A 26,500-nucleotide genomic window follows, 5' to 3' on the forward strand; every position below is an offset into this window, starting at 1 on the left:
AAGTTTTGTAAGTCGTTGTATTATAAATTATATAGCGAAAACATTATTCGCTTTTTACATAATTAGCAGGTAGAATCCACAATAAATATATAGGTATTAGAAACCTGTGAAAAACAGGTAAAGATAAACTCCTAGCCTTAACGTCTAAGTCGTGTTTTGACAAGATATGATGTTCTGGCCGTGACGAAATAAGTCACCAGGGTGCAAGGTAGAAATGTCTGCATCTCCCGATTTGGAAAGGTGTTATTATGCAACAACTCGTTGATGCGTTTTCCCGCAAGTTTTTCTATTTACGTCTTTCAATTACAGACGTGTGCAATTTCCGTTGTACTTATTGCCTGCCTAATGGTTATAAGCCTAATGGTCACAAATCATTCCTTTCATTAGATGAAATCAGTAGACTCACACAATCTTTTGCTGCATTAGGAACAGAAAAAATCCGCTTAACGGGTGGTGAACCAACAATGCGCCGTGATTTTACTGATATTATCGCGACAATCAAAGATAATGCAGCGATTAAAAAAATTGCAGTAACAACAAATGGTTATCGTTTATCACGCGATGTTGCACAATGGCGTGATGCTGGATTAAATGCGATTAATGTGAGTGTTGATAGTCTCGATCCCCGCCAATTCCACGCTATTACTGGACAAGATAAATTTAGCCAAGTGATGGAAGGTATTGATGCTGCATTTACCGCAGGGTTCGAAAAAGTCAAAGTTAACGTTGTGTTGATGCGCAATGTGAATGACAAAAATCTTCCTGATTTTCTTAATTGGATCAAAGACAGACCTATTCAGCTGCGCTTTATTGAATTAATGGAAACAGGTGACGGTAGTGATATTTTCAACCGCTTTCATTTGTCTGGTGAAGTTATTCGCCAGCGCTTACTCAATGAAGGTTGGTTACAAATTCCTCGCGCCCGTAGTGACGGGCCTGCTCAAGTATTTACTCATCCTGATTATCAAGGTGAAATAGGTCTGATCATGCCTTATGAGAAAGACTTTTGCCTAACCTGTAACCGTTTACGTGTTTCAGCTATTGGTAATCTCCATCTTTGTCTATTTGGTGAAAATGGTATTCCTTTACGTGACCTACTTGCTGACGATAGTCAACAAGAGGCATTACAACAACGTATTCAGGGTGGTCTTCTTCATAAACGAGAAACACATTTTCTTCATCAAGGTGATAGCGGTATTACACCGAACTTATCTGTTATTGGTGGGTAGTTTTTCGCTCTGTTATTTCGTTAATTTCAGGAGTTGTGCATGTCTCAACTAACTCATATTAATGCTGCCGGTGAAGCTCACATGGTGGATGTTAGTGCTAAAGCTGAAACAGTGCGAGAAGCGCGTGCTGAAGCCTTTGTTGAAATGTCAGCAGAAACATTAAGTATGATCACCGAAGGCAAACACCATAAAGGTGATGTATTTGCGACCGCAAGAATTGCAGGTATTCAAGCAGCAAAAAGAACATGGGAATTAATCCCACTATGTCATCCGCTGTTATTAACTAAAGTCGAAGTACGTTTAGAAGCACTCACTGGATCTAATCGTGTACGTATTGAATCTGTTTGCCGTTTAACGGGTAAAACAGGGGTTGAAATGGAAGCATTAACTGCGGCATCAGTAGCTGCGTTAACGATTTATGATATGTGTAAAGCCGTTCAAAAAGATATGGTGATAGGGCCTGTACGTTTATTAGAAAAAACAGGTGGTAAATCAGGTCATTTTAAGGTGGAAGCATGATTAAAGTTCTCTTTTTTGCTCAAGTCCGTGAGTTAGTCGGTGTTGATTCTCTTGAATTAGATTGTGAGTACCACACAGTAGACGATTTACGTAAAGCATTAATTACCAAAGGTGAACGTTGGTTGCTGGCGTTAGAAGATGGCAAGTTACTCTCTGCGGTAAACCAATCTTTTGTTCAAGGTTCTCACGTTATTAATGACGGTGATGAAATCGCCTTTTTCCCACCGGTTACAGGAGGATAAGATGAGCGCATCAACTCGTATTTCAGTACAAACCGAAAATTTTAATGTTGGCGATGAATACCAATGGCTTTCTGAGTGCGATAGCGATGGCGCCGTTGTGACCTTTACAGGTAAAGTGCGTAATCATAATCTCGGTGATGAAGTGAGTACGCTTACTCTTGAGCATTATCCCGGTATGACTGAAAAAGCACTTAATGACATTGTAAGTGAGGCGAGATCTCGTTGGCCTTTACAACGTGTAAGTGTTATTCACCGTGTAGGAACTTTGCATATTGGTGAAGAGATCGTGTTTGTGGGTGTTACCAGTTCTCATCGCAATAGCGCGTTTGAATCCGCTGAATTTATTATGGATTTTTTAAAAACACGCGCACCGTTTTGGAAAAAAGAAGGGCTTTCTGAAAATAACGATAGATGGGTGGATGCACGCCAAAGTGATTATGATTCAGCCGAGCGTTGGGAATAAATTATTACGTTCAATTAAACGCTACATTACTTTACCTAAATTTATTTTGTGATGACATTTCATACAGTTTATTTCATGGAAATGTAAAATCAGTGTGATAAAATTAAATTCTAATGAGTCCATAATGGGCTCTTTACTGAAATAAACGTTATTATTAAATCTAACGTTATCACTATGATTAAAGGGTAATCATCATGGATCGATTTTCACGTTCAAATGATTCAATCGTACAACGCACAGGTTCTGGCCTACAAACCTTTATGGCTCAGGTTTATGGTTGGATGACTGTAGGTCTGTTATTAACTGCGTTTGTTGCATTCTACGTTGCATCAAGCGAAGCATTATTATCAATGATTTTCTCAAGCAAGATCGTCTTCTTTGGTCTGATCATTGCTCAATTAGGATTAGTTTTCGTGTTATCAGGTATGGTTCATAAAATGAGTGGTGCAATGGCAACCTCATTATTTATGCTCTATTCCGTGTTAACGGGTGTGACTATCTCAAGCGTATTACTGCTTTATACCGCATCTTCAATCGCTAGCACATTCTTTATCTGTGCTGCTATGTTTGGTGCATTAAGCATTTACGGTTACACCACTAAGCGTAGCTTAACGGGTATGGGTAGCTTCCTGTTTATGGGGCTTATCGGTATCATTATTGCTTCTATCGTTAATATCTTTATGCAAAGCTCAATGATGAGCATGGTTATCTCTTATGCGGGTGTGTTAATTTTTGCAGGCTTAACGGCTTATGACACACAAAAACTAAAAGATATGGGTAATGAAATTAACCAAGAAGATAAAGAAAATATGCGCCGTTACTCAATTATGGGTGCATTAACGCTTTATTTAGATTTCATCAACCTGTTCTTAATGTTACTGCGTATTTTAGGTGATCGTCGTTAATTTTAACGATATCTGCGGATAAACGTAGTTTAAAAACAGCATAAAAAGTAAATCCCATAACTTTAATAAGTTGTGGGATTTTTTTGTGCTTTAATTGCTATTATTTTAAGCAATCTTTCGCTGGAAAAGATAATACGCAAAAGAGCCTGTACCTGCTGCAATCACTAATAAAGGCCATAAACTGTGCCATATTACTGTGATATCAGCATTTTTAAGGTAAATCTGCTTTGTAATATCGGTGAAATGACGAATTGGGTTTATCCATGTGGCATGTTGTAGCCAAACTGGCATGTTTTCTACGGGAGAAATATAGCCTGATAATAAAACGGCAGGCATCATAAATACGAAGACACCAATAAAAGCCTGTTGTTGTGTTGAACTTAATGCTGATATTAATAAGCCAAAACCCACCAGTGATAAACCATAAATTAGCATGGTAAAATAAAACAATAATAATGAACCTGAAAAGGGTATTTGATAACCAAATATCCCTATAATCAATACAATAGTACCTTGAATGGCGGCAACAACCATCGCCGGAACCGCTTTACCCACAAAAATTTGCCATGTTGATAGAGGGGAAACTAATAGTTGATCCAATGTACCTTGCTCTCGCTCTCTAGCAACTGATAGTGAAGTGACTATCATTACGCCAATGGTGATAATCAATGCTACTAATGAGGGCACAATAAACCATTTATAATTTAAATTTGGGTTATACCAATTACGAACAACAAGTTCTGTTTTATTCAGTAAAGACGGTGTATGTCCTGCTAATTCAGTTTGGTAATTTTGTACGATTTGTTGTACATAATTAGCAGCAATTTGCGCACTATTAGAATTTCGCCCATCTAAGATTAATTGCAATTTAACAGGGATTTGGCTTTCTAAATTAGCACTAAAGTTTTGTGGAAATCGAACCAATAAAAGTGCTTTACGATTATCAATGGTCTCTTTTATTTCATGTTCATTTTTCAGTAATAATGTTTGAGAAAATGCACTAGCTTTGGCAATACGTTGGGTTAACTCAATAGATTGTTTACCATTATCTTCATCAAAAATTGCGATTGAGGCATTGGTAACATCTAATGTTGCGGCAAAAGGAAATAAGATCATTTGAAAGATAACAGGCATTATCAAAATAATACGAGTCTGAGGCTCTTGTAATAATGACTGTAGCTCTTTCATTATTAGGGTGAGAAGACGATACAACATAAATACTCTCCCTTTAATCTAATCGACGTCGTGTTGCTAATGCTGTTAAGCCAATAAAAAATAGGGCAGAAACGATCAGCAACCACATATCTAATATTAATATCAATGGAATATCACCTGCTAAAAATAGCGTTTGTAAGCTACTGACAAAATAACGTGCGGGAATGAAATAAGTCACTACCTGAATAAAAAATGGCATGCTATCAATTTCAAACACAAAACCGGACAGCATAATCGCAGGTAAAAAAGCTGCATTTAGGGCAATCATGGCGGCATTAAATTGATTGCGAGTCAGTGTTGAAATGAGTAATCCCATTCCTAAGGCAGTGGCTAAAAAGAGCGAGGTGATCCCCCCTAAAATCCAAAGTGATCCTCGATAAGGTACTCCTAGCAAAAAGACGGTTACCACCATGCACAGTACCATGACAAAACTACCTAAAACTTGGTAAGGAATAAGTTTTGAAAGCAAGAGCTCGGTGCGTGTTATTTGGGTTGAAAGCAGAGCTTCCATTGTGCCACGTTCCCATTCACGAGCTATGACTAACGAAGTGAGAATTGCACCCACAACGGTAATAATAATAGTAACGGCACCCGGAATAATATAGTGCTGACTAATTGCCGCCGGGTTAAACCAATAGCGCGGTTCTATTTCAATTAGTGGTGTAGTATCAATACCCTTGCTGATGGCTTGTTGTTGTAGCCAGATTTGCCAAACCCCTTTGGTATAGGCTTGTACAAAGTTTGCAGTGTTAGGTTCACTGCCATCGGTGATCACCTGAATGGGCGCATGAGTATCTTGTCGGGTCAGTAATTCAGCAAAGTTCACAGGAATAACCACAATGCCCCGAATTTGTCCCGCTTGCATCTTATCAATCAATAATTGGCGATTATCGCTAATAGTTGCGTTGATATATGGTGAATTGGTAAAAGTGTAAACGAGCTCTTGTGCAGGTTGGCTTTGTTGATTAGTCAAAATACCAATATTTAACTTACTTGAATCCAAGTTAATACCGTAGCCAAAAATAAACAACAGAGTGAGAGGGATAACAAAAGCGATGAGGGCACTACTGGGATCACGGGTGATCTGTTTTGTTTCTTTTAAACATAATGCGAACAAACGCCGCCAAGAAAAATGGGCATGAGAGGATTGAGCTGAATTACGCATGTTTTTCGCTCCCTTTATCATTTTCACGTTCAAGTTTTTTATCGTAATCCAACACTAAACCTATAAAAGCATCTTCCATTGAAGGCGTCGGATTATCGTCGTTAGCAACCATTTTTTTGAGAGAATCTGGCTCTCCTGCAGCAATAATTTTTCCGCGATAAACCAAACCAATACGATCACAATATTCTGCTTCGTCCATAAAGTGAGTGGTCACCATTACGGTTACTCCCTTATCAACCATGCCATTAATATGTAACCAAAATTCTCTTCGCGTTAATGGGTCAACGCCTGATGTGGGTTCATCTAAAAAAAGAATATCAGGCTCGTGCATTAATGAGCATGCAAGGGCAAGGCGCTGCTTATAACCTAAAGGCAAGGTTTCAGTGATTTGATTCACCATCGGCTGTAAGCTAAAGGCAGTTATCATATCGTTGATTTTATTGCGTTGTTGTTTACCGTGTAATCCATAAACACCAGAGAAGAATTTCAAGTTCTGTCCCACTTTAAGATTGCCATAAAGTGAGAATTTTTGTGCCATATAACCTAAATGCTGACGAGCTTTACCTGAGCTCTCTTTTAAGTCCATACCTAATACCAGCGCTTTACCGCTGGTGGGAACTAATAAACCACACATCATTTTAAAGGTTGTCGATTTACCTGCACCATTAGGCCCCAATAACCCAAAAATTTCACCTCGTTTAACTTGAAAATCAACGTGATCGGTTGCTGCAAATTGACCAAACATTTTAGTTAGTTGCTGTGCTTCAATAACGGTTTCATTGGGAGCTGGAGGAATTTGAGGCATAATTTCAGCTAATTCAGATTTATGAGAAGGGCCACCTCCTAATAAATCAATAAAGGCATCCTCAAAGCGTGGTGTAGCTGGAATAAGTTTAGCATCAGGTTTACCCAAGGCATTGAGTAATTCGGATTGATTACTTTGTTTTTTCAATATCAAACGAACAGATTGTCCTTGAATAACTCCATCTGTCACTTGAGGTTGAATGATAGCTTGTTGTAATATTTTTCTTCGCTGATGGCCTTCAACATCAAGCAAAAAAGAACGACCTGCCATTTTCGCTGTTAAATCTTGTGGTATACCACTATAAAGTAACTCTCCTTTATTAAGTAAGAGAATGTTTTTACATTGCTCTGCTTCATCAAGATAAGAGGTACTCCACAGTATCAACATACCATCGCTGGCTAAGGCATGTACCATTTGCCAAAGCTCACGGCGTGCAATGGGATCAACGCCGACGCCAGGCTCATCAAGTAGCAAGACTTTAGGGCTACCTAATAAAGTACAAGCCAGTCCCAGTTTTTGTTTCATACCCCCTGAAAGATTACCTGCAAGGCGAGAGGTAAAACGTGTGAGATCGGTAAAAGAGAGCAACTGTTGGTAAACTTTTTTGCGCTCTTCACCGATGACATTTTTTAAATCAGCATAAAGATTAAGGTTTTCTAATACCGTTAAATCTTCATAGAGACCAAATTTTTGAGGCATATAGCCAAGAATAGCTCGGACATCTACACTTTGTTTTTGTGGCTCCATTCCTAAAATACGAATATCACCAGCATCTGGTTTTAATAGCCCTGCAAGCATACGAATTAATGTGGTTTTACCTGCACCATCTGGGCCGACTAAGCCTGTGACAGAGCCACCCGTTATGGTGGCTGTTAATGCAGAAACCGCTGGGCTTTCTAGTCCGGTAAAGCGTTTTTCAACGCCTTGTAGCTCGATAGTGTAATCAGTGTGTTCCATTTCGCCTCCACTTAATGAGTGGGTGCAAATTTTAAAGTCACGGGCATTCCTTGACGTAATGCATCGTCAGCATCCGTCACAACAATGCGGAGTCGATAAACTAAATCAGTTCTTAATTCCGGTGTTTCGACACTCTTTGGCGTAAATTCTGCTGTCGGTGAAACAAAACCAATCGTGCCATGATAAGGCTTATCTTTACGTCCATCAGTGTAGAGATAGACTTCTCGATTAGGGATTGCTTCACTTAAGTGGGTTTCACTAATATACGCTCTAACCCAAACAGGAGTAGTTAAAGACACCGTAAATACGGGATTACCAGCAGACAAAATAGTGCCAGGTTCAACGGCCCTTGTTAATATTGTACCTTGTGAAGGTGAGACTAACTGTGTGTCTTGAAGGTTTAACTCCGCTTGAGCAACGGCGGCTTTTGCCTGCATAACTTGCCCTTTAGCCGCATCAATATCTTCTTTTCGATAACCATTTTGATATTGATTTAATTTATCTTGGGCTGCTTTTAAGGCTGCGGCTGCTTGATTGCGATTATTTCTTGCGCTATCTAAATCATTGGCTGAAATTACTTTTCGGTTAGCCAAATCTTGCTGGCGTTTATAAAAGTTGTCGGCATATTGCCAAGCGGCTTGTTTTAATGACACGTCAGATTGGGCTTGTGCAATTTCTTCACTGCGATAACCAGCTTCCATTAACGCTAATGCAGCAATAGCGCTATCACGCTCACCATAAGCTTTATTTAGTGCATTACGATAGGGGGCATCATCAAGTTTTCCTAACAATTGCCCTTGTTTGACGGGGGCTCCTTCATCAACGAGTAGGGAATCTAATTTCCCTGCAACACGAAAACTCAGGTTAACAGTACGTATATCGACATTACCATAGAGTACTAATTCAGACTCTTTGTTTTCTTCGTAATAATAGATACCTGCAATAATACCGATAATAATCATTAAGATGATAAAGAAACTGATTTTTTTAGTTTTCATAATAACTCTATTTATGCATGATGTGGGTGAGTGTAAATTTCTCTTAATCCATTGAGTAATAAAGTAATATGTGTTTTTAAAGTATTAGAGATAATTTGATACTCATTCTTACCAATTCTATCCCATCCTGTTTGTCTTAGAATGGTTTCTCTCACTAAGCGAAATGATAGCACTTCTCCTAAAATAGCGTGAGTGTGTAGCATTGTCGTCGGAAGAGTGGGATCTAAACCAATATAGATAGCTAATAATTTATTCACACGCGTTAAAAGTGGTGATAACGCTTGCTGGTGGATAAGGGAATACGCTTCGGTAGGAACAAGCTGTTCTCTTGCCATGATACGACTAAGATGAATATTGGCTTTATCAAGTACCAGTTGAGCATATTGTAAAAAGCTATCTATGATCAGCGTTTGTAGCAATGGTAGATGCTCTGTGGGATTGGGCCGCTCAAGAAATTCGTCAAGGATGGTAACAGTAGGTTCAAAATCAAGACGGATAAGATCAGCAATATGTTGCGCAACGGCGAGATACAATCCTTCTTTAGAACCAAAATAATAAGCGATAGCGGCAATATTTTGTTGAGCAGCTTGTGCAATTTGGCGTGTGGTGGCGGCATCAGGGCCATTTTTACCAAAGATCTCACATGCCGCTTCCAATAATTGTCGTTTTGCTAGTTCACCACGAGTCGTCTTCTGATGGGTTTCTGACATAATAGAAGATACCTTACTTAAGTAAAATGTAACAAAACCAATGATATTAAAAACAGCGATAACAAGGAGTATTATATTAGATGATATTGAACAATAGGGAAATTTTGTAATAAATAATCTAATAAAGGTGTTTTGTAATAAAAAACGCCATCTATTATTGAAAATTATTTTTGTATTCTGAATACAGCAAAAACTGTTAAAATAGGGGTTATTAGGTTAATCTAGCAAGGTTCATTCTCTTTCATCACTGTCTTACTAACTAAATGATAGTACCTATAGAGTAATAATACCTATAGATTGACAGCATGAAAGCCCGTCATTTTTAATTTCAATCACCGTGTTATACGTTCTGGTTGTAGGAGACTACTGTTTTGACCGATTTTACATCGCTTGGTTTAAGTGAGGCGCTTCTCCGCGCTATTGATGAACAAGGGTATAAAACCCCAACCCCTATTCAACAGCAGGCGATTGAGCCGATTTTGGCGGGTAAAGACGTATTAGCCAGTGCGCAAACAGGGACAGGAAAAACGGCGGCTTTTACATTGCCGATCTTGGAAAAGTTAGCTCAATCAGCAGAAAAAACTAAAGGTCGTCAACCAGTTAAAGCACTAATTTTAACACCAACCCGTGAACTCGCTGCGCAAATTGCTGAGAATGTGAAAGCTTATAGTCGCTATTTACCAATCCGTTCACTGGTCGTTTTTGGTGGTGTGAGTATTAACCCACAAATGATGAAATTGCGCGGTGGCGTTGATGTATTGATAGCAACACCTGGACGCTTACTCGACCTTGAACATCAAAATGCAGTCGATCTTTCTCGTGTTGAAGTCTTAGTGCTTGATGAAGCTGATCGTATGTTAGATATGGGCTTTATTCATGATATTCGCCGTGTGATCAATAAATTACCTAAAAAACGTCAAAATTTATTGTTCTCTGCGACATTCTCTAAAGAGATCACAGGACTTGCCAACTCGTTGTTAAACAATCCTGTGAGTATTTCCGTTGCACCAAAAAATTCAGCAGCTGAATCTGTAGATCAATATGTCCATTTAGTGGATAAAAAACGCAAAACAGAGTTGTTATCACATTTAATTGGCTTAGAAAACTGGTCACAAGTGCTTATTTTTACGCGTACTAAGCACGGTGCTAATAAGCTTGCTGAACATTTAAATGCTGATGGTATCAAATCAGCCGCTATTCATGGTAATAAAAGCCAAGGTGCAAGAACTCGTGCTTTAGCTGACTTTAAAGATGGTAAATTAAAAGCACTGGTGGCAACTGATATTGCAGCTCGTGGCCTTGATATTGACCAACTGCCTTATGTTGTCAATTTTGAATTACCGCAAGTTGCAGAAGATTATGTTCACCGTATTGGTAGAACCGGTCGAGCAGCTGCAACAGGTAAAGCTATTTCATTGGTTTGTGTTGATGAACATGGATTATTAGCTGATATCGAGCGTCTATTAAAACGTGAAATTCCGCGTTTAGCGTTAGATGGTTACGATCCTGATCCTTCGATTAAAGCGGCTCCATTGCATAAAAAGCCAAAAAATAATGCTCCACGTAGAAATGGCGGTGGTCATGGACGTGCAGATATTCGTGGCAAAGATAATCGTAACAACGCTCGTAAAGAGAATGATAGTGAAGGCAGTAAAGAAGGCGGTCGTAATAAAAGCAAAGAAAATTACCGTAATAAAGATGGCTCACGTACTGGTAAATTAGGGCCTCGTCGTTCACGTAAAAGTGATGAAGGTAGTGCTAATCAAAGCCCTTGGTCAAAAGCTAGAAAAGAGTTTTGAGGTTAAAAAGTGCGAGTTCTATTAGCGCCAATGGAGGGGGTTTTAGACCCCCTTGTGAGAGAATTACTTACTTCGATTAACGATTACGATCTCTGTATTACAGAATTTGTGCGTGTTGTTGATTCATTATTACCAACAAAAGCCTTTTATCGCTTATGTCCTGAATTACATACAGAAAGTCGCACAAAAAGTGGTACGCTTGTACGGGTGCAATTACTAGGTCAACACCCTCAATGGTTGGCTGAAAATGCGTTTAGAGCCGTATCGTTAGGCTCTTGGGGCGTTGATTTAAACTGTGGTTGCCCTTCAAAAACGGTTAATGGTAGTGGTGGAGGAGCTTCACTTTTAAAACAGCCTGAAACTATTTATCAAGCAACTAAAGAGATGCGTAATGCAGTACCTTTAGAATTACCCGTATCAGTAAAAGTCAGACTTGGTTGGGATTCTTCTACATATAGCCATGAAATTGCTGATGCCGTAGCACAGGGTGGCGCAACAGAAATCACAGTACATGGCAGAACAAAAGAAGATGGTTATAATGCTGAAAAAATCAATTGGCAGGCCATTGGTGATATTCGTCAAAGACTCTCAATACCTGTAATTGCCAATGGTGAAATTTGGAACCGCGAAGATGCATTGGCCTGTTTAGCCACAACAGGTTGTGATGCGATAATGATTGGTCGTGGTGCAATGAATACGCCTAACTTAAGTCGTGTTGTAAAAGGTATAGAAACAAGGATGCCTTGGTCTGAGGTTATTGAATTATTAAAGCGCTATATTCGCTTAGAAAAGCGCGGTGATACGACAATTTATCATGCATCACGGATTAAACAGTGGTTTAGTTATTTACGCAAAGAGTATCCAGAAGCTGATGAATTATTTAGACAAATTAGAACATTAAAAACGTCGCCAGAAATTGCAGTGGCAATAGAGGCTCTGTAGTTTAAAAATAATCTTATCCAATAAAAAATAGCGCTAATTAATCAGCGCTATTTTTTTATTTATTGAGAAATAATCCATCCATTTATCCTAAATATTATGTAATTTATTTCTAATAATTGGAAAAAATTACTTTTTCGACTTACACTCAATAGGTGACTTTTTTAGGTATGTTGTTTATATCATGACTATTTTAGGGGGAAATATGGGAATTCTTGCTTGGATTATCTTTGGTTTAATCGCAGGTATTTTGGCGAAATTCTTAATGCCAGGCTCTTATGATATTGGTCTGATATGGACTTGTATTCTTGGTATTGTAGGTGCGGTTGTCGGTGGTGCAATTAGTAGCTTCTTTGGCAAAGGTAAAGTGGATGGCTTTAATTTTGGTAGCTTTGTTGTCGCTGTGATTGGTGCCATTGTTGTGCTCTACCTTGCAAAAATATTTGCAAGTTAATGCCTTCACATCAAATAGATATTGATAATAAACCCGCGTAATGCGGGTTTACTTTTTTAAAGAGTGGACTGATTAAATCAGCATTCACAGGGAAGGGCACTTTCAGCACCCCATTGCGCCCAAGAGCCGTCATAAAGTGCGATAGATTGGCAACCTAATACAGTTAATGCTAAAAATAAAATTGCCGCAGTCATACCAGAGCCACAGGTAACAATAATGGGTTGTGATAAATCAACACCAGCCTGTTCAAATATTTGTTTTAATTCAGTTTTATCTTTTAATTTTCCATCTATAACTAATTCATTCCAAGGCACATTTTTACTACCGGGGATATGTCCACTGCGCAAGCCTGGGCGGGGTTCTGGTGCTCTACCATAAAAGCGATCAGCAGAACGCGCATCAACCATCTGTTTTTGCTTTGTCGCTAGATTATCAATAAGTTGTTGTTTATTGGCATAACGTTGGGAGTGACGTTCAACTACAAATGGGGATTGCCCAGGTGTCTTGATAGCTTCACCTTGTTCTATAGGAAATCCAGAATCAATCCATGCTTGTAGACCGCCAGCAAGAATGCGCACATTACGGCAACCTAGAGTGGTTAATGTCCACCAACCTCTAGGTGCAGAAAATAAGTTACCTTGATCGTAAAGAATAACAGTTGTGGTATTAGAGATACCTAATTGCGTCAGCGTTTCTGAAAATAGTGCATCAGATGGCAACATATGTGGCAATGTTGTTGTTTTATCTGCGACTTCATCGAGATTAAAAAAATGCGCATGTGGAATATGACGTTCAAGGTAAAGCGCTTGATAATCAATCTGTTGGGTTGGCATTGGTGCGCTGACATCAAGGATCACAACATCAGCATTATGTTGATGTTCAAATAGCCATTTGGGTGTAACAAAGTAATCGTATTCCACGGTGCGACCTCATTTATTTAGCAGAAGGTGAGCTGTCTGGGATAGCTGGAAATTGCTGTGTAGGTGATGTTTCAGGTTGCGTTTGCTCTGTTTCTATTGGTGTGGTGGAGCGTGTATAGATATTTAAGCCCGCAAGGAAAACACCACCGATAGAACCGAAAGCAAGTAGTGCGATAATAACAATAATTATTTTTTTCATAATGTTCATTTGCAGATGAATGTTGCGCAAAAGTATATCTAGATATGAAGTTGAAACAAGTGCTAAGTCAGTTTAATCGACAAATGAGAGTGGCTAAAAAAGAGATGAATAGATAAATAAAAAGGCTATTTATTTTTTATAAATAGCCTGAGTAAAGTTAGCGTTGACGTTAATTATTTCAATCAAAGGTTACAGTCAATGATAAGAAAAAAACCCTTAAACTCAGGAGTAAATGAGTTTAAGGGCAAGGGGTAACGCAACTTAATTAGGAATATAAAAACCAGAATGTCATTGCTAAGTTCACAATAGCTGCGACAGCCATAGGAATGGCAGTACGTTTAACTATTTGGAAAGGTGAGACATTCGCAATACCAGCAATGGCAACAATGGCGGCTGTAATGGGTGAAACAGTACGACCAAAGCTTGTCATTATTTGCATTGGTAAAATTAAAGTAATGACATCGACTTTTAAGAAAGCGGCAATTTTTGGTGTTAAGGCTGCAAATGAGAAGAATGCCGCATTACCTGATCCCATTAAAAAGGCCGCTAATGCAAGAATGGCACTCATTACAATGATCATCGCGGCAATGCCGAAGCCTGCATCTTGAGCAGAGCTAATTAGCGTATCGACGGCACCACTTTTAAGTAGACCATTAGCAAAGAACTCACCAGACACAATTAACGAGACCACTAAGACAAATTGCTTACCCATTCCTTCAAAGAACAGCATAAAGCTATTCATCACCGCTTTTGCATCACGTAAGCGAACATATTCGAAAAGAAGTGCAATTACGGTACTAATAATCATTGCCGTGGTGACTTCTAATTTAATGTAAGGGTGTAGCAAAGGACTGAAACCGATAATCAGAATTAAAGGGATCACAGGTAATAGAGCATAAGACAGTGGAATTTTATTGCCTTCTTCTTTTACAACATCAATGGTTGTTGGGTCAAAAACAAAACCTTCACGTTTATCCCACCAGCGTTGAATAAAGAAGTGAGTGATAGCAACAGCAATAATAATAGGAATAGTAACGGGTAATTGGTGCTGAACAAAATAGACGGCAGGTTCGATATCCGCTGTTTTTGCAGCCATAATCACATTACCAGAGCCAGGACCATGGTCGATAAACTGGCAGCATCCAATAACGGCTAAAGCAGAAAGTGGACTAATACCAGAACGAATTAATATCGGATACATAGTGACCATTAACAGCATACCTAAACCAGCATGGCTAGGAATAAAAATAACCAAGATTTGAGTGACTAGAAATGAAATCACTAACAGTAAGTAAGGTGATTTTATGGCTTTTAATGGCTTTTCAAAAATTGCGAATAAAGCACGACTTGCGCCAACGTGTTCCATATAACGAGAAAAGCCCGCAATAGCCATTAACGTTAAACCAAGACCAGCAAGACGAGAACTCATAATATCCGTGAAAATTTGGAAGACATCAAAATACTTAAATTGAGTTGTCTTATTTTCAGGTAATAACGGATTAAGATCGAGAGAAGCCGTTAGGAGCAGTAACAACAAGCCCCCGAGTAATAATACTGGCTGAGGTTTATAACCCCGTGCCAGTAAATAAACCACCAACGCTGTTACCAGCGCGGCAATGATTAAACCTGTCATAGTGAATTCCCCGGTAATGATGCAATATTTTTTGTTATTGGTTTAATGCTGAAAAAGCTTGTGTAATATCTGCAATAAGATCATCTGTTGCTTCAAGGCCGATGTGTAAACGTACAAAAGGGCCATGACCTTCACGCCAATTAGAGGCTGTTCTTGCGCCAACGACATTGGCGGGTAATGCAAGACTTTCAAACCCACCCCAAGATGCACCAATACCAAATAGTTCAAGCGCATCAATAAATTGCTCTGATTGTTTTGTGGTAAATTCTTGTTTAAATTCAATAGTTAATAGGCCATTACTGCCTTTGCAGTCACGTTTCCACAAATCATGACGAGGGTGATTTGGTAATTCAGGGAACCATACTTTTTCAACTTCAGGACGTGTCTCTAACCACTGTGCGATAGCCAAAGCTGATTTACCATGAGCAGCAATACGTTGACCTAATGTTCTCATTCCGCGAAGTACGAGTGCTGCATCATCAGGGCTACTGGCTTGACCTAATGCTTCAGGTAATGCACCAATTTTTTCCCATGCTTTTTCATTCGCAACCATAATGCCCATCATGACATCAGAGTGACCGCACAAATATTTAGTTGCCGCAATAACAGAGACATCAGCACCTAATTCAAGCGGGTTATAAAGCCATGCAGAACCCCATGTATTATCAACACCGACAGGAATATTTCTTTCATGAGCAATACGGCAGATTTCAGGTAAATCAAGCATTTCATAAAGGAGTGAACCTGGTGATTCGACAAAAATAAGCTGTGTATTTTGTTGAATTTTTTGCTCAAAATCTGAACCATCTGTTTTAAAGAAGCTATAAGCAATGTTATTGGGTTCAAGGAAAGCAGATGCGATTTTACGCACAGGTTCATAAACAGAATCTGCAAATAAAACATGTCCACCACTACGCGCATATCCCATGATGGTCACTGCGATAGCCGCCAATCCAGTCGGGAATAACTGTGCACGATGACCGCCTTCTAACTCGGTCACTAATGCTTCTAATGCAAAAGCGGTTTCGGTACCACGTGCGCCATAGCTCAATACACGTTCTGTTGCACGACGATCACGCACATCACGCCAGCTTTTTATTGAGTCAAAAACAATAGTACTGGCTCTCATAACGGGTGGATTAATAGGGCCAGAAGTTTTAATTTCTTGACGTCCACTGTGTATCAATTTTGTTTGTTTATTTTGTTTCATTATTAATATCTCCAAATATAGAAATAGAGTTCCCCGGTAATTAAATAAAATGATTAATTACTGTTTGTGCTTATTTTGTTTCTATTATTTATAACAAACTTATTTATTTTTAAAATAGCTATTTTCTAAAAATGATGATCTTCCTCTAACTTTTTAGCATTAATTATTCTAATTAAATCTTAAATGTTATTTAAGAATCAAAAGTTATAACTAATAAATAAAGGGTTATTTGTAACGCGTTGAATTAATGTTATTTTTTAATTGATAAGAAATATTTGAAATTAGATTAAAATTATCAAAGTGTTTTTTTTGAGATTATATTGCATAAATAAAATAACAATCTAACAAGTCGTTTGATTAAAAAAACGATTTTTTTATTATTTTTTTAACAGGGGAAATAATTATGGGAACCAGCGTTTTTGATTCGGTTTTATTAAAGAATTTATGGTCAACAGAAGAGATGAGAACTATTTTTTCTGATAAAACAAGAATGCAAAATTGGCTTGATTATGAAGCAGCATTAGCTATTGAACAAGCCGAATTAGATTTGATCCCGAAAGAGGCGGCAAAAGTTATTGCAGATACCGCGAAACTTGAAAAGCTCGATATGGATTATGTATTAGAACAAGTGCGTCTTACTCGCCATCCATTAGTGCCAACAATTCGTGGTTTAGAGCATGCTTGCCCAGAACATTATGGGGAATATGTTCATTTTGGCCCAACAACACAAGATGTCATTGATACTGGCCTTGTATTGCAACTAAAAGATGCTCATCATACTTTTTTACGTGATATCAAAGTATTAGGTCGTGCATTGCTTTCATTAAGTGAACAACATCGCAACACGCCAATGGTTGGACGTACGTTAGCATTACAAGCTCTGCCAATTACATTTGGGCATAAAACAGCGATCTGGCTAACTGAATTAGCGCGTCATTATCAACGACTTAAAGAGATAGAACCTCGCTTATTTGTTGGCAGTGTTGTCGGTGCGGTAGGTACAAAAGCTTCTTTAAGCGATAAAGCTGATGAATTAGAAGCTCGTGTATTAAAACGCTTAGGCTTAGGTGTACCTGAAATTTCATGGCAACCTGCGCGCGATAGATTCAGTGAATATGGCATGTTAATCGGTTTAATTAGCGGTACGCTAGGTAAAATTGCTAATGAAATCCTACTATTAGCGCATAACGAAATTGATGAGTTATCTGAGCCATTTAGTAAAGGTCAAGTGGGCTCTTCGACTATGCCACATAAACGTAATCCTGCTATTGTGGAAAATGCGGCCTGTGTGAGTAATACCCTAAAAGCAAATCTATCTGTATTAACGGATATGATGAAACATCAGCATGAGCGCGATGGTGCGATTTGGAAAATGGAATGGAAAATCATGCCAGAAATGTGCCTGATGCTGTCTGTTATCTTCGATAATATGAAAACAGTATTAGGTGGATTAAATGTGCATGTAGAAAAAATGCGTGAAAATATGGACATTTTGGGTGGCTTTATGTTGGCAGAGCGAGTGATGTTTGCATTATCTGATAAAGCGGGTAAACAAACTGCACATGAAATTGTGTATGAAGCATCAATGTCAGGGCAAGAAGAAGGTATCACTTTTGTTGAAGCGATTAATCGTGATACCCGTATTCGTGATCACATTACTCAAGAAGAGCTTGATGCACTTTTAGATCCAACAACTTATGTAGGAAATGCACCGACCCAAGTTGATCGTGTTGTTGCGCAAACTAAAGCGTCTGGTTGGTTAAATGACTAAGTGACTTGATTGAACTCAACCTTCTTATTATCTAAAAGCCGGTGATATTACTGGCTTTTTCTTATCTATTTCGAGGTGTTTATGACATTAAGTCAGCAGTTAGCCCAATTTATTACGACAACCACTTTCTCTGATTTACCAGCTCAAGTTATTAGCCGAGCTAAAATTCATTTATTAGATACATTAGGTGTTGCACTTGCGGGGAGTGCACAACAAAGTGCGATTCAAAGTCGTCAGGGCATCACTTTTTTACCTGATAGCCAAGGCACTATTCCAATTTGGGGCAGTTCACTCACAACAAGTACAACTGTAGCTGCACTTACAAATGGTATTGCATCACATGCATTAGATTTTGATGATACACATACCGATTCTATTACACATGGTAGCGCGGTATTAACGCCGATTGCTTTTGCATTGGGTGAGTCAATCGGTGCGTCATCACAAGATATTTTAACGGCTTGGGTGATTGGCTGGGAAGTTGCGGCTAGAGTCGGCTTAGCAAGCCATAGTGGATTTCATCAACGAGGCTTTCATGCCACTGCGATTGCAGGTATTTTTGGCGCAACAGCTTGTGCGGCCTCGTTATTAAAATTAACACCAGAACAGACTGTGAATGCATTAGGGCTCACAGGAAGCCAAGCAGGAGGAGTGGCTGAATATCTTACCAATAGTTCTTCTTCTAAATGCTTTCATGCGGGATGGGCTGCGCAATCAGGTATTATTGCCGCATCATTGGCGAAAGGTGGAATGACTGGCCCTGAAACGATATTCGAAGGTCGCTATAGCCTCTATCAAACCCATGGTATTCGAGAGCAAGCACACCCCGAACAAGTGGCATTGGGATTAGGTGATGTATGGGAATTTTTAAATGTTTCGATTAAACCTTATCCGGTGTGCCATTTTGCCCATGCGACTGTGGATTGTGGGCGTAATTTGCTGAAAAAAGGGATCACGGCTGATGATATTGAAAGTGTGGAATGCGTGGTTGATCCTGTCGCAGCTGCCTTGATTTGTGAGCCTCCTGAAACAAAATGGGCACCTCAAACAGCCTACGGAGCTAAATTTAGTTTGCCATGGTTATTTGCTGCAGGTTTTTTAGATAACGCTTTAACGCTCTCTTCATTATTACCTGAAAACCTACAACGGGAAGATATCCAATCATTAGCAAAGCGTGTAAGTTATCGTTATCCCGAAAAAGGAGAGATCCCATTTCCTACCTATTTCCCCGGATTAATTTTCGTGACATTAAAAAATGGCGAGAAGATCACAGAGAGATTAGATATTCAATATGGCAATCCACAAAATCCAATGACAGATAAAGATGTGATCAGTAAGTTTTACGATAATGCATCTTTGGCGATAGAAGCAGAACAAGCAGCACAATTAGTTGAAAAAATACTGCATTTCGACAATGCCACCATTTCAGAAATAACACAATTATTACGTATTAAAGAAATAGAAGGTTAGGCAGAAATAAAATAGACAAGATGATTGTGTAACAGCTTGATGTGAAAGGGCAGTGTAAAAGATGAGTGTAAAGGATTGGTTTGAGCTACCAATCCTTTTTTATTGCCTTGCACACATAAATTCAGATGTACAAATAATCTTTTCACCATTACGAACAACACCAGAAAAACTAACAATAGTACGGCGCTGCCGACGAAATTCGATCTCAATAAGTAGTTGATCACCTGCTTTTACTGCATCATGAAAACGTGCTTTTTTTATACTGGCAAAATAACATTGCTGGCCTTCTTCCATGGGGGAAAGGTAGTAATGTGCAAGAACTCCAGCGGCTTGAGCCATACTTTCAAGGAGTAGTAAGGGAGGGTAAAATCCGCCAAAAACAACAGTGTCATTGGTGGTGATATTTTTAATTGCGATTAATTTGCCACTAGCAAGTTCAGCTGGCTCAGAAATAACACCATCAATTAATAAGAATGGATAACGATGAGGTAATATTTCCATTATTTCACTGACGGAAATGGGCATACATTTTCTCCTCGTTATGGTGATAGAATAAACACGATTTTGTAATAATGTCGGCTATTATTTCATTCTTATTCAATATCGTACAGTACAACCTAATGATTTTAGACAGGAAATAGTCATAAAAATAATAACAATGGCTAGAAAAGTATAAAATCTAGCCATTAGTATGACTCAATAAGAATAGCTTATTAATCAAGGCGAGCAATAATTTGGCGTAGATCCGCCATTGCGACATCGTTTAGAGGCTCTTGCGGTAAAATAGGCAAGCCCACATCAAAACCTTGAATATTTAGAGAGGCTTTAATACATGATGCTAACGAATATTTGGTAAAGGCTTCGTTGATTTGCCACATTTCTTTTTGTTTTGCTAATGCCGTATCAAAGTCACCTTTTGTTGCGAGGTCATATAGTTCAACACATTGCTTTGGTAATACACAAGCAGGGCCGGCCATCCAACCGACACCACCAAGTTTTAATACAAGTAATGGAATATGTGCCGAAGCACTAAAGATCTTCACGCGTTCACCAAAGGTGTTGATCATAGTAAGCAATCGACCTGTATTGCTTGAAGCATCTTTAATATATTCAATATTGGGAATATAGCTAAGTTCATTAAATAAAGAGATGGGAAGAACATCACCCAAAAGTCCCGGATTAGTATAAATTGTCATGGATTTTTCAGGAAATGCTTCAGCGATAGTTCGGAAATAACCTGCTTGTGCGGTTTCACTTAACGGGTACATTTTTTGTGAAATCAGCACCATGCCATCTACACCTAATTGGGCGTATTGTTCGGCTTGATGACAAGCATCTGCGGTTGAAAAACCGGCAACCCCTGCGATAACAGGAATACGTCCCGCAGTTTGATCAACAGTGATACGCACAATTTCATTACGCTGTGCTTGAGAGAGATAAGCGTATTCACCCGTGCTACCTAACGGGCTTAAACCATGAACGCCACACGAGATCAAATGTTCGACCAATCGACGTAATGAAGATTCAAGAATGGTGCCTTTAGTTTGATCAACTGGGGAAACAAGGTAAGGAAAAATACCATGGAATTGGGTCATAATCGGTGTCCTGTTTTATGGTTTTAATATTTTATTGCTTTGGTTATCAACACTATTTAAGGGCTTTGAAATCTCTATTCTTATTGAAGTGTAATATCAGCATGATTAATCACTTCATTTTGCTCATTCTTTAACGAATCAAACAGTATTTGTGCGGCTTTTCCTGGGCTATTGGCATTGAGATATAGGTTATAACTAATTGCTGGTAAAGGGGGTAAGCCTTCTTTTTCGCCTAAAATACGCAAATCGTCACCTGAAAGCTCAATTGAACGAGCCATAATACCTAAGCCCGCACGTACAGCAGCTCTTGCACCTGAAAGCGTTGTAGCAATATAAGCGATCCGCCAACGAATACCTTGTTGATCAAGGTGATTTATCATCATATCGCGGTATGTACTGGGTTCATCTAATACAACTAATGGCAAGGGTTCATCAAGATCAAACCTGAAATGTTTTCCGCAATACCATAAGGAAGGGGAAACTCGTAGCACAATTTTGGGGTAACCCACATGTTCTTCAGTAGAAATGGCTAAATCAAGCTCGTTGTTTTCTAGCATCGACATTAAAAACGGACTACGTTTAACAATGATTTCCATAATAAGACGAGGATATGCCCCTGAAAAACGTGCAAGTAGATCAGGTAAAATTGTGTTTGCCGTATCATCAGGGGAGCCAATTTTTAAGATCCCATCAATTTCTTCATGCATTAATGAAAGACAAGCTTCATCATTTAGGCGCAAAATACGGCGAGCATAGTTAAGCAGTTGTGTACCCGCTTCTGTCAGTGTTTTATTTCGACCTTGGCGAGCAAACAGCTCTTTGCCTATCAACGATTCAAGGCGTTGCATTTGCTGGCTTACCGCAGATTGAGTACGGCAAACAGATTCTGCGGCCGCGGCAAAGGTATTTCCATCGACAACAGCAACAAAGGTTCGGAGTAAATCAAGTTCTAAGTTAAAAATAGGGCGTTTTGTAGGGGTCATTATGGTGTCTCTTAACTGGTGTTGTTGTATTTAATCAAACAAAAAGTATTATTTTTTATAAGGCTATTTTTAGAAGTTATGGCATCAATACTCATACTATGAAGAGTTGGATTAATAATCTATAACAAAGCTCAATAATTTCGAGGCGTTATCCATTCTTTGATGAAAGAAGAGAGCAAATGAAGGTAACTACTGATTTTTATACAGTGTTATGAGACAATAGCGCCCTTCTTAAAATCAGTCACAGAGTAGTTATGTCTCTTTCTCAATCAGTTAAAAATCAAATAAGTCAGTGGTATAAAGCCCTACCAGAACATATTGAAGGGTTTATTCCGCGTGCGCCACAGCGTGAAATGATAGCTGAAGTGGCCAAGACTTTTTCTGATGAAATGGGACGACACTTAGTGATTGAAGCTCCGACTGGGGTAGGTAAAACACTTTCTTATCTTATTCCGGGTATTGCTATCAGTCGTGATGAAAAAAAACCACTGATTATCAGTACAGCCAATGTGGCACTGCAAGATCAGATTTTTAGCAAAGATCTCCCATTACTTAAAAAAATCATTCCAGATCTTACTTTTACGGGTGCTTTTGGCCGTGGGCGCTATTTATGTCCACGTAATTTAGACGCGATTTGTGTAACAGAAGGTGAACAAATCGACTTAATGTTTTTGCTTGAAGACAAAGTGGATGTGGCGACCAGCGCAGAAAGAGAAATTTGCCAAGAGCTAAAAAATGATTTTACCAGTTTCGGTTGGGATGGTTTACGTGATCATCATAAACGGGCATTAACAGACAGTTTATGGCGTAAAATTAGCACCGATAAAATGAACTGTTTAGGACGTAATTGCCAATATTATCATCGTTGCCCTTTTTTTATTGCACGCCGTGAAATTGATGAAGTGGATGTTGTTATTACCAATCACGCTTTAGTGATGGCAGCAATGGAAAGCGAATCGGTATTACCCGATGCCAAAAACCTGCTGTTAGTGTTGGATGAAGGCCATCATATTCCTGATGTTGCGCGAGATGCACTCGAAGTCGAAGGGGAAATTACCTTAGTTGCCCTTAATAATCAGCTGGATAATATTACTCGCCATGTTAGTCAGTATTTAGCGCAATTTATTCCTGTAAAACCACCTAAGTTGGCTGATCCTATTCGTTTTGATGCTCATATTGCTAAGTTACGTGAAGCTTATCAAGAGGTTGATACCTTTACGCGAGCATTATTACCAGAACGTAGTGAACAAGACGAATATCTCTTTCCATTAGGCGAATTACCTGAACAGCTTCTGTTAAGTTGTCAGACATTATTTAAGCTAACAGATAGTTTAAAAATGTTGGGTGAAGCTATTTTAAATGATTTAACAGAGCGTACAGCAAAAGAAGATGTTGTGCGTTTACATCGTGCCATTTTAACTACCAGTAGAATGGTCGGTTATTTAGAGAATATGGCCAAATTGTGGCGCTTAGCCACATTAGAGCAAACCTCAAAAGCACCTGTATCGAAATGGCTCACTCGGCGTTACGATAAAAAGCAGTCTCATCTCTATTTCCATTGCGCAGGTATTCGAGTAAGCGAACAACTGACACAATTGTTATGGAAAAATATCCCACATGTGGTTATTACATCTGCAACGTTACGCTCGTTAAATAGCTATTCTCGCATTCAAGAATTAACAGGATTAAGTGAGCATTTTGATGATCGCTTTATTACGTTGTCTTCACCTTTTGAACATAAAGATCAGGGTAGATTAGTTATTCCTAAAATGCGCTATGAACCGACGATGACTCATGAACGTGAACATTTAAAAGAAATGGCACGTTATTTTCGACAAAGCATGGAAGAGAATAACCACAGAGGACAATTGGTTTTATTTAGTAGCCAACGGGCAATGGATGGCTTTTTAGAGGAAGTGAAAGACTTACGGTTATGCTTATTGGTGCAAGGGGATCAGCCTCGTTATCGTTTGGTAGAAACACATTGTAAGCGTATAGATGCAGGAGATAATAGTGTATTGATAGGTTTGCAATCATTTGCCGAAGGACTCGATTTAAAAGGCGATTATTTAACGCAGGTGCATATTCATAAAATTGCTTTTCCGCCAGTGACCGATCCAGTGATTGTGACAGAAGGCGAGTGGCTAAAATCGCTGAAACGTTATCCTTTTGAAGTGCAGAGCTTGCCAAGTGCATCGTTTAATTTAATTCAGCAAGTTGGGCGTCTTATCCGCAGCCATCATTGCCACGGTGAAATTATCATTTATGACAGACGTTTACTAACCAAAAACTATGGCTCACGCTTATTAACAGCACTACCTGTTTTCCCTATTTATCAACCTGATATGCCTAAAGAGAAATAAAGAGAAAGGCTACCTATATCAAGAGAGGTAGCCTTTCTAAGTCATAATAGCAATTTGTTATTACGAATTAATTCTCAATATTGGCTTCAATAAACCATAAGAATTTATCAAGATCACGCGATGCTGCGGTAAACATATCGGCGGTGTCTTCGTCTTCAACTTCATCAATGGCTTTACGGATATCATTTGCAACGATAGCGTAACGATCAGCCAGTGCTTTTAAATGGTCTTGTACATCATGAATATCCAGAGGATAAGCTTTCAATGGGGTTTTCTTGCTGACAACTTGTGCGGTGCCTAATACAGTGCCACCTAATTGAACAATACGCTCTGCAAATTCATCGGTATGCTCATTTATGGTGTCACGGAAGCCGTCAACCATTTCATGAACAGAAATAAAGTTTCTACCACGCATATTCCAATGCGCTTGTTTTGTGATGAGAGATAGGTCGATAAACTGCGTCACCATTTGTTGCAGTAACTCGATAGCGTGCAGTTTTACGCTGTCATCGAGATTATTACGGGTATAAAGCAGAGTTGAAGGTGTGGATTTGACTAATTTAGCAGTACTCATAATCGTTCTCCCTAAATAATTAATAAATCAATATCTTAATTTCTGTAAATCATGATAGTGAATTATTAATGGTTAGTCTTATCGATTGATACTATTAAATTGATAGGTCATCTATTAAAAAAATCTAATCTATCGAAATAGTCTATTTAGGGTAAGACAATGAGCGCAAAATAGCAATGATAGGTCAGTAAAGTTATTATTTAATAAGTAAAAAGGATCATAAGATCCTTTTTAAATTAATATTTATTTCTTACTGAGTAAAATGAGTTAAATATCTATTTTACTTCCTCAATTTTGGTTTTACTTTTCATTGTTGCTGTTGAGCCAATAGAAGCTAAAACAATAAAGGCTAAGGCAACCCATTGTATTAACGTCAAATGCTCATGTAAGAAAATAATACCAATAAAGGCACCCATACAAGGCTCTAAGCTCATTAAAGTACCAAATGTTTTGGCGGGTAAGCGCGTAAGTGCGATCATTTCCAAGGTATAAGGAAACGCGGTTGATAAAATCGCAATCGCTAAGGCAATGGGTAAGATAGACCAGCTAAACATAATATCAGGGCTGCTTTGTAATATACCGATAGGCACAAAAATAAAAGCGGCTACTAATGAACCAATTGATACAGTTGCCGCACCATAGCCTTTTCCAGCACGTTGTCCGAATACGATATATAATGCCCACCCCACACCTGCGCCTAAGGCATAAAGAATACCCAGTGGGTCAAGACCATGAATATTATCACCAATAGGCAGTAATAATCCTAAGCCGGCGATGACTAAAATTATCCATAAAAAGTCGATAGCTCTGCGCGATGAAAACATTGCAACGGCTAAAGGGCCTGTAAATTCAAGGGCTACAGCAATACCTAGCGGGATAGTTTCAAGTGCAAGGTAGAAAAGATAATTCATGGCACCTAAAGATAAGCCATATAAAAACAGTGGCATAATTGACTCGCGATTAAATTTGAGTCGCCATGGTTTAAAGATAAAAAATAGGATCAAAGTCCCCAATAATAAGCGTAACGCTGTTACCGCAGGGGCACCAATAACTGGAAATAGGCTTTTAGCAAGGGATGCGCCACTTTGTATCGAAAGCATAGAAAGGAGCAAAAGAAGCACAGGGTAAAACACCTGTAATTTAGCTGAGTGTCTGGCTGACAACATCCTATAAAACCTCGTCAATAATCAATCGTATGTGTGCTCTGTTAGCGAGATAACAAAGGATCGCATAATATAGAATAAATTTACGTGCTTTAATATAGTTATTTATTAATAAATATTTTCAGTTAAATTTAGTTGAATAAACTTAGCTAAAATATAAATTAATTAATATTTTTTAAAATAAAAATTAGGATAATTTAAATATTAGATTTAATAATA

Annotated in this window: 25 protein-coding genes and 1 riboswitch; of the genes, 11 read left to right on the plus strand and 14 right to left on the minus strand. The window is 38.7% G+C overall.

Annotated elements, in window-relative coordinates; genetic code table 11:
• Nucleotides 1-116 precede the first annotated feature (116 nt).
• A riboswitch (molybdenum cofactor riboswitch) is annotated at nt 117-259 on the plus strand.
• From moaA to ABN256_RS09060, 5 genes are all read left to right on the plus strand, one after another.
• Entirely contained in the window at nt 249-1,229 is a 981-nt protein-coding gene (moaA, locus tag ABN256_RS09040) for a GTP 3',8-cyclase MoaA (protein WP_115350881.1), read from the plus strand. It overlaps the preceding riboswitch by 11 nt.
• Nucleotides 1,230-1,268: 39 nt before the next feature.
• Complete coding sequence (moaC, locus tag ABN256_RS09045; RefSeq protein ID WP_023581221.1) at nt 1,269-1,748, plus strand: cyclic pyranopterin monophosphate synthase MoaC; 480 nt, start codon at nt 1,269-1,271, stop codon at nt 1,746-1,748.
• The gene (moaD, locus tag ABN256_RS09050; protein ID WP_072070557.1) at nt 1,745-1,990 is read left to right on the plus strand and encodes a molybdopterin synthase sulfur carrier subunit; all 246 of its coding nucleotides are present in this window, start codon (nt 1,745-1,747) and stop codon (nt 1,988-1,990) included. The genes moaC and moaD overlap by 4 nt, the downstream gene beginning before the upstream one ends.
• 1 nt (nt 1,991) lies before the next feature.
• Nucleotides 1,992-2,453: a molybdopterin synthase catalytic subunit MoaE gene (gene moaE, locus ABN256_RS09055; RefSeq protein ID WP_197269407.1), complete on the plus strand. Its 462-nt coding sequence runs from the start codon at nt 1,992-1,994 to the stop codon at nt 2,451-2,453.
• A 194-nt stretch (nt 2,454-2,647) separates the two neighbouring features.
• Nucleotides 2,648-3,358, plus strand: a complete 711-nt coding sequence (locus ABN256_RS09060; RefSeq protein ID WP_072070555.1) for a Bax inhibitor-1/YccA family protein — start codon at nt 2,648-2,650, stop codon at nt 3,356-3,358.
• Nucleotides 3,359-3,463: 105 nt separating this feature from the next.
• On the opposite strand, the gene ABN256_RS09065 is transcribed toward ABN256_RS09060, so the two are convergent.
• From ABN256_RS09065 to ABN256_RS09085, 5 genes are read right to left on the minus strand one after another with little or no spacing between them, the layout of a single operon-like run.
• Nucleotides 3,464-4,573, minus strand: a complete 1,110-nt coding sequence (locus ABN256_RS09065) for an ABC transporter permease (protein ID WP_197269406.1) — start codon at nt 4,571-4,573, stop codon at nt 3,464-3,466.
• Nucleotides 4,574-4,586: 13 nt separating this feature from the next.
• Nucleotides 4,587-5,738, minus strand: coding sequence for an ABC transporter permease (locus ABN256_RS09070; protein WP_072070553.1), 1,152 nt, complete (start codon nt 5,736-5,738; stop codon nt 4,587-4,589).
• Nucleotides 5,731-7,500: an ATP-binding cassette domain-containing protein gene (locus ABN256_RS09075; protein ID WP_197269405.1), complete on the minus strand. Its 1,770-nt coding sequence runs from the start codon at nt 7,498-7,500 to the stop codon at nt 5,731-5,733. Before ABN256_RS09075 ends, ABN256_RS09070 begins: the two co-directional genes overlap by 8 nt.
• An 11-nt stretch (nt 7,501-7,511) precedes the next feature.
• Nucleotides 7,512-8,498 carry a secretion protein HlyD gene (gene hlyD, locus ABN256_RS09080; protein ID WP_196553390.1) on the minus strand — a complete coding sequence of 329 codons (987 nt, stop codon included), beginning with the start codon at nt 8,496-8,498 and terminating at the stop codon, nt 7,512-7,514.
• An 11-nt stretch (nt 8,499-8,509) separates the two neighbouring features.
• Nucleotides 8,510-9,208 (minus strand): CerR family C-terminal domain-containing protein, encoded by a 699-nt coding sequence (locus ABN256_RS09085; protein ID WP_072070550.1) that lies wholly within the window; start codon nt 9,206-9,208, stop codon nt 8,510-8,512.
• A 371-nt stretch (nt 9,209-9,579) separates the two neighbouring features.
• Here ABN256_RS09085 and rhlE point away from each other — a divergent pair, with 371 nt between their 5' ends.
• The 3 genes from rhlE to ABN256_RS09100 all read left to right on the plus strand — a co-directional run bounded on the left by rhlE (nt 9,580) and on the right by ABN256_RS09100 (nt 12,400).
• The gene (gene rhlE / locus ABN256_RS09090; RefSeq protein WP_196553389.1) at nt 9,580-11,007 is read left to right on the plus strand and encodes an ATP-dependent RNA helicase RhlE; all 1,428 of its coding nucleotides are present in this window, start codon (nt 9,580-9,582) and stop codon (nt 11,005-11,007) included.
• 9 nt (nt 11,008-11,016) lie between these two features.
• A complete protein-coding gene (dusC, locus tag ABN256_RS09095; RefSeq protein WP_196553388.1) occupies nt 11,017-11,949 on the plus strand; it encodes a tRNA dihydrouridine(16) synthase DusC in 933 nt (310 codons plus the stop codon).
• 202 nt (nt 11,950-12,151) lie between these two features.
• Nucleotides 12,152-12,400 carry a GlsB/YeaQ/YmgE family stress response membrane protein gene (locus tag ABN256_RS09100; RefSeq protein ID WP_036938310.1) on the plus strand — a complete coding sequence of 83 codons (249 nt, stop codon included), beginning with the start codon at nt 12,152-12,154 and terminating at the stop codon, nt 12,398-12,400.
• A gap of 77 nt (nt 12,401-12,477) precedes the next feature.
• Here the strand turns inward: ABN256_RS09100 and sseA are convergent, their stop codons facing one another.
• The 4 genes from sseA to metC all read right to left on the minus strand — a co-directional run bounded on the left by sseA (nt 12,478) and on the right by metC (nt 16,362).
• Nucleotides 12,478-13,320: a 3-mercaptopyruvate sulfurtransferase gene (gene sseA, locus ABN256_RS09105; protein ID WP_197269403.1), complete on the minus strand. Its 843-nt coding sequence runs from the start codon at nt 13,318-13,320 to the stop codon at nt 12,478-12,480.
• 13 nt (nt 13,321-13,333) lie between these two features.
• Nucleotides 13,334-13,519: a YohO family small membrane protein gene (locus tag ABN256_RS09110; protein ID WP_036912140.1), complete on the minus strand. Its 186-nt coding sequence runs from the start codon at nt 13,517-13,519 to the stop codon at nt 13,334-13,336.
• A gap of 265 nt (nt 13,520-13,784) precedes the next feature.
• Nucleotides 13,785-15,152 carry a C4-dicarboxylate transporter DcuC gene (gene dcuC / locus ABN256_RS09115; RefSeq protein ID WP_072070545.1) on the minus strand — a complete coding sequence of 456 codons (1,368 nt, stop codon included), beginning with the start codon at nt 15,150-15,152 and terminating at the stop codon, nt 13,785-13,787.
• A 34-nt stretch (nt 15,153-15,186) separates the two neighbouring features.
• Nucleotides 15,187-16,362 (minus strand): cystathionine beta-lyase, encoded by a 1,176-nt coding sequence (metC, locus tag ABN256_RS09120; protein ID WP_196553386.1) that lies wholly within the window; start codon nt 16,360-16,362, stop codon nt 15,187-15,189.
• A gap of 403 nt (nt 16,363-16,765) precedes the next feature.
• On the opposite strand from metC, the gene purB reads away from it, so the two are divergent.
• Together purB and ABN256_RS09130 are read left to right on the plus strand one after the other, a co-directional pair.
• The gene (gene purB / locus ABN256_RS09125; RefSeq protein WP_196553385.1) at nt 16,766-18,133 is read left to right on the plus strand and encodes an adenylosuccinate lyase; all 1,368 of its coding nucleotides are present in this window, start codon (nt 16,766-16,768) and stop codon (nt 18,131-18,133) included.
• Nucleotides 18,134-18,214: 81 nt separating this feature from the next.
• Nucleotides 18,215-19,603 (plus strand): MmgE/PrpD family protein, encoded by a 1,389-nt coding sequence (locus ABN256_RS09130; protein WP_196553384.1) that lies wholly within the window; start codon nt 18,215-18,217, stop codon nt 19,601-19,603.
• A gap of 99 nt (nt 19,604-19,702) precedes the next feature.
• On the opposite strand, the gene ABN256_RS09135 is transcribed toward ABN256_RS09130, so the two are convergent.
• The 3 genes from ABN256_RS09135 to ABN256_RS09145 form a co-directional block, all read right to left on the minus strand.
• A complete protein-coding gene (locus tag ABN256_RS09135) occupies nt 19,703-20,128 on the minus strand; it encodes an ApeP family dehydratase (RefSeq protein WP_196553383.1) in 426 nt (141 codons plus the stop codon).
• A gap of 188 nt (nt 20,129-20,316) precedes the next feature.
• Entirely contained in the window at nt 20,317-21,198 is an 882-nt protein-coding gene (locus ABN256_RS09140) for a dihydrodipicolinate synthase family protein (RefSeq protein ID WP_196553382.1), read from the minus strand.
• Nucleotides 21,199-21,278: 80 nt separating this feature from the next.
• Nucleotides 21,279-22,181 carry a LysR family transcriptional regulator gene (locus ABN256_RS09145; protein ID WP_072070539.1) on the minus strand — a complete coding sequence of 301 codons (903 nt, stop codon included), beginning with the start codon at nt 22,179-22,181 and terminating at the stop codon, nt 21,279-21,281.
• Nucleotides 22,182-22,435: 254 nt separating this feature from the next.
• Between ABN256_RS09145 and dinG the strand changes: the two genes are divergently transcribed.
• Complete coding sequence (dinG, locus tag ABN256_RS09150; protein WP_197269401.1) at nt 22,436-24,544, plus strand: ATP-dependent DNA helicase DinG; 2,109 nt, start codon at nt 22,436-22,438, stop codon at nt 24,542-24,544.
• Between the two features lie 67 nt (nt 24,545-24,611).
• Here dinG and dps read toward each other — a convergent pair whose 3' ends face one another.
• Both dps and rhtA read right to left on the minus strand, forming a co-directional pair.
• Nucleotides 24,612-25,118: a DNA starvation/stationary phase protection protein Dps gene (dps, locus tag ABN256_RS09155; protein WP_072070537.1), complete on the minus strand. Its 507-nt coding sequence runs from the start codon at nt 25,116-25,118 to the stop codon at nt 24,612-24,614.
• Nucleotides 25,119-25,393: 275 nt separating this feature from the next.
• On the minus strand, nt 25,394-26,284 hold the full coding sequence (gene rhtA, locus ABN256_RS09160; protein ID WP_196553380.1) for a threonine/homoserine exporter RhtA: 891 nt from the start codon (nt 26,282-26,284) through the stop codon (nt 25,394-25,396).
• Between the last annotated feature and the right edge of the window lie 216 nt (nt 26,285-26,500).

Source organism: Proteus sp. fly-1008 (genome assembly GCF_040140305.1).
GTDB lineage: Bacteria > Pseudomonadota > Gammaproteobacteria > Enterobacterales > Enterobacteriaceae > Proteus > Proteus vulgaris_B.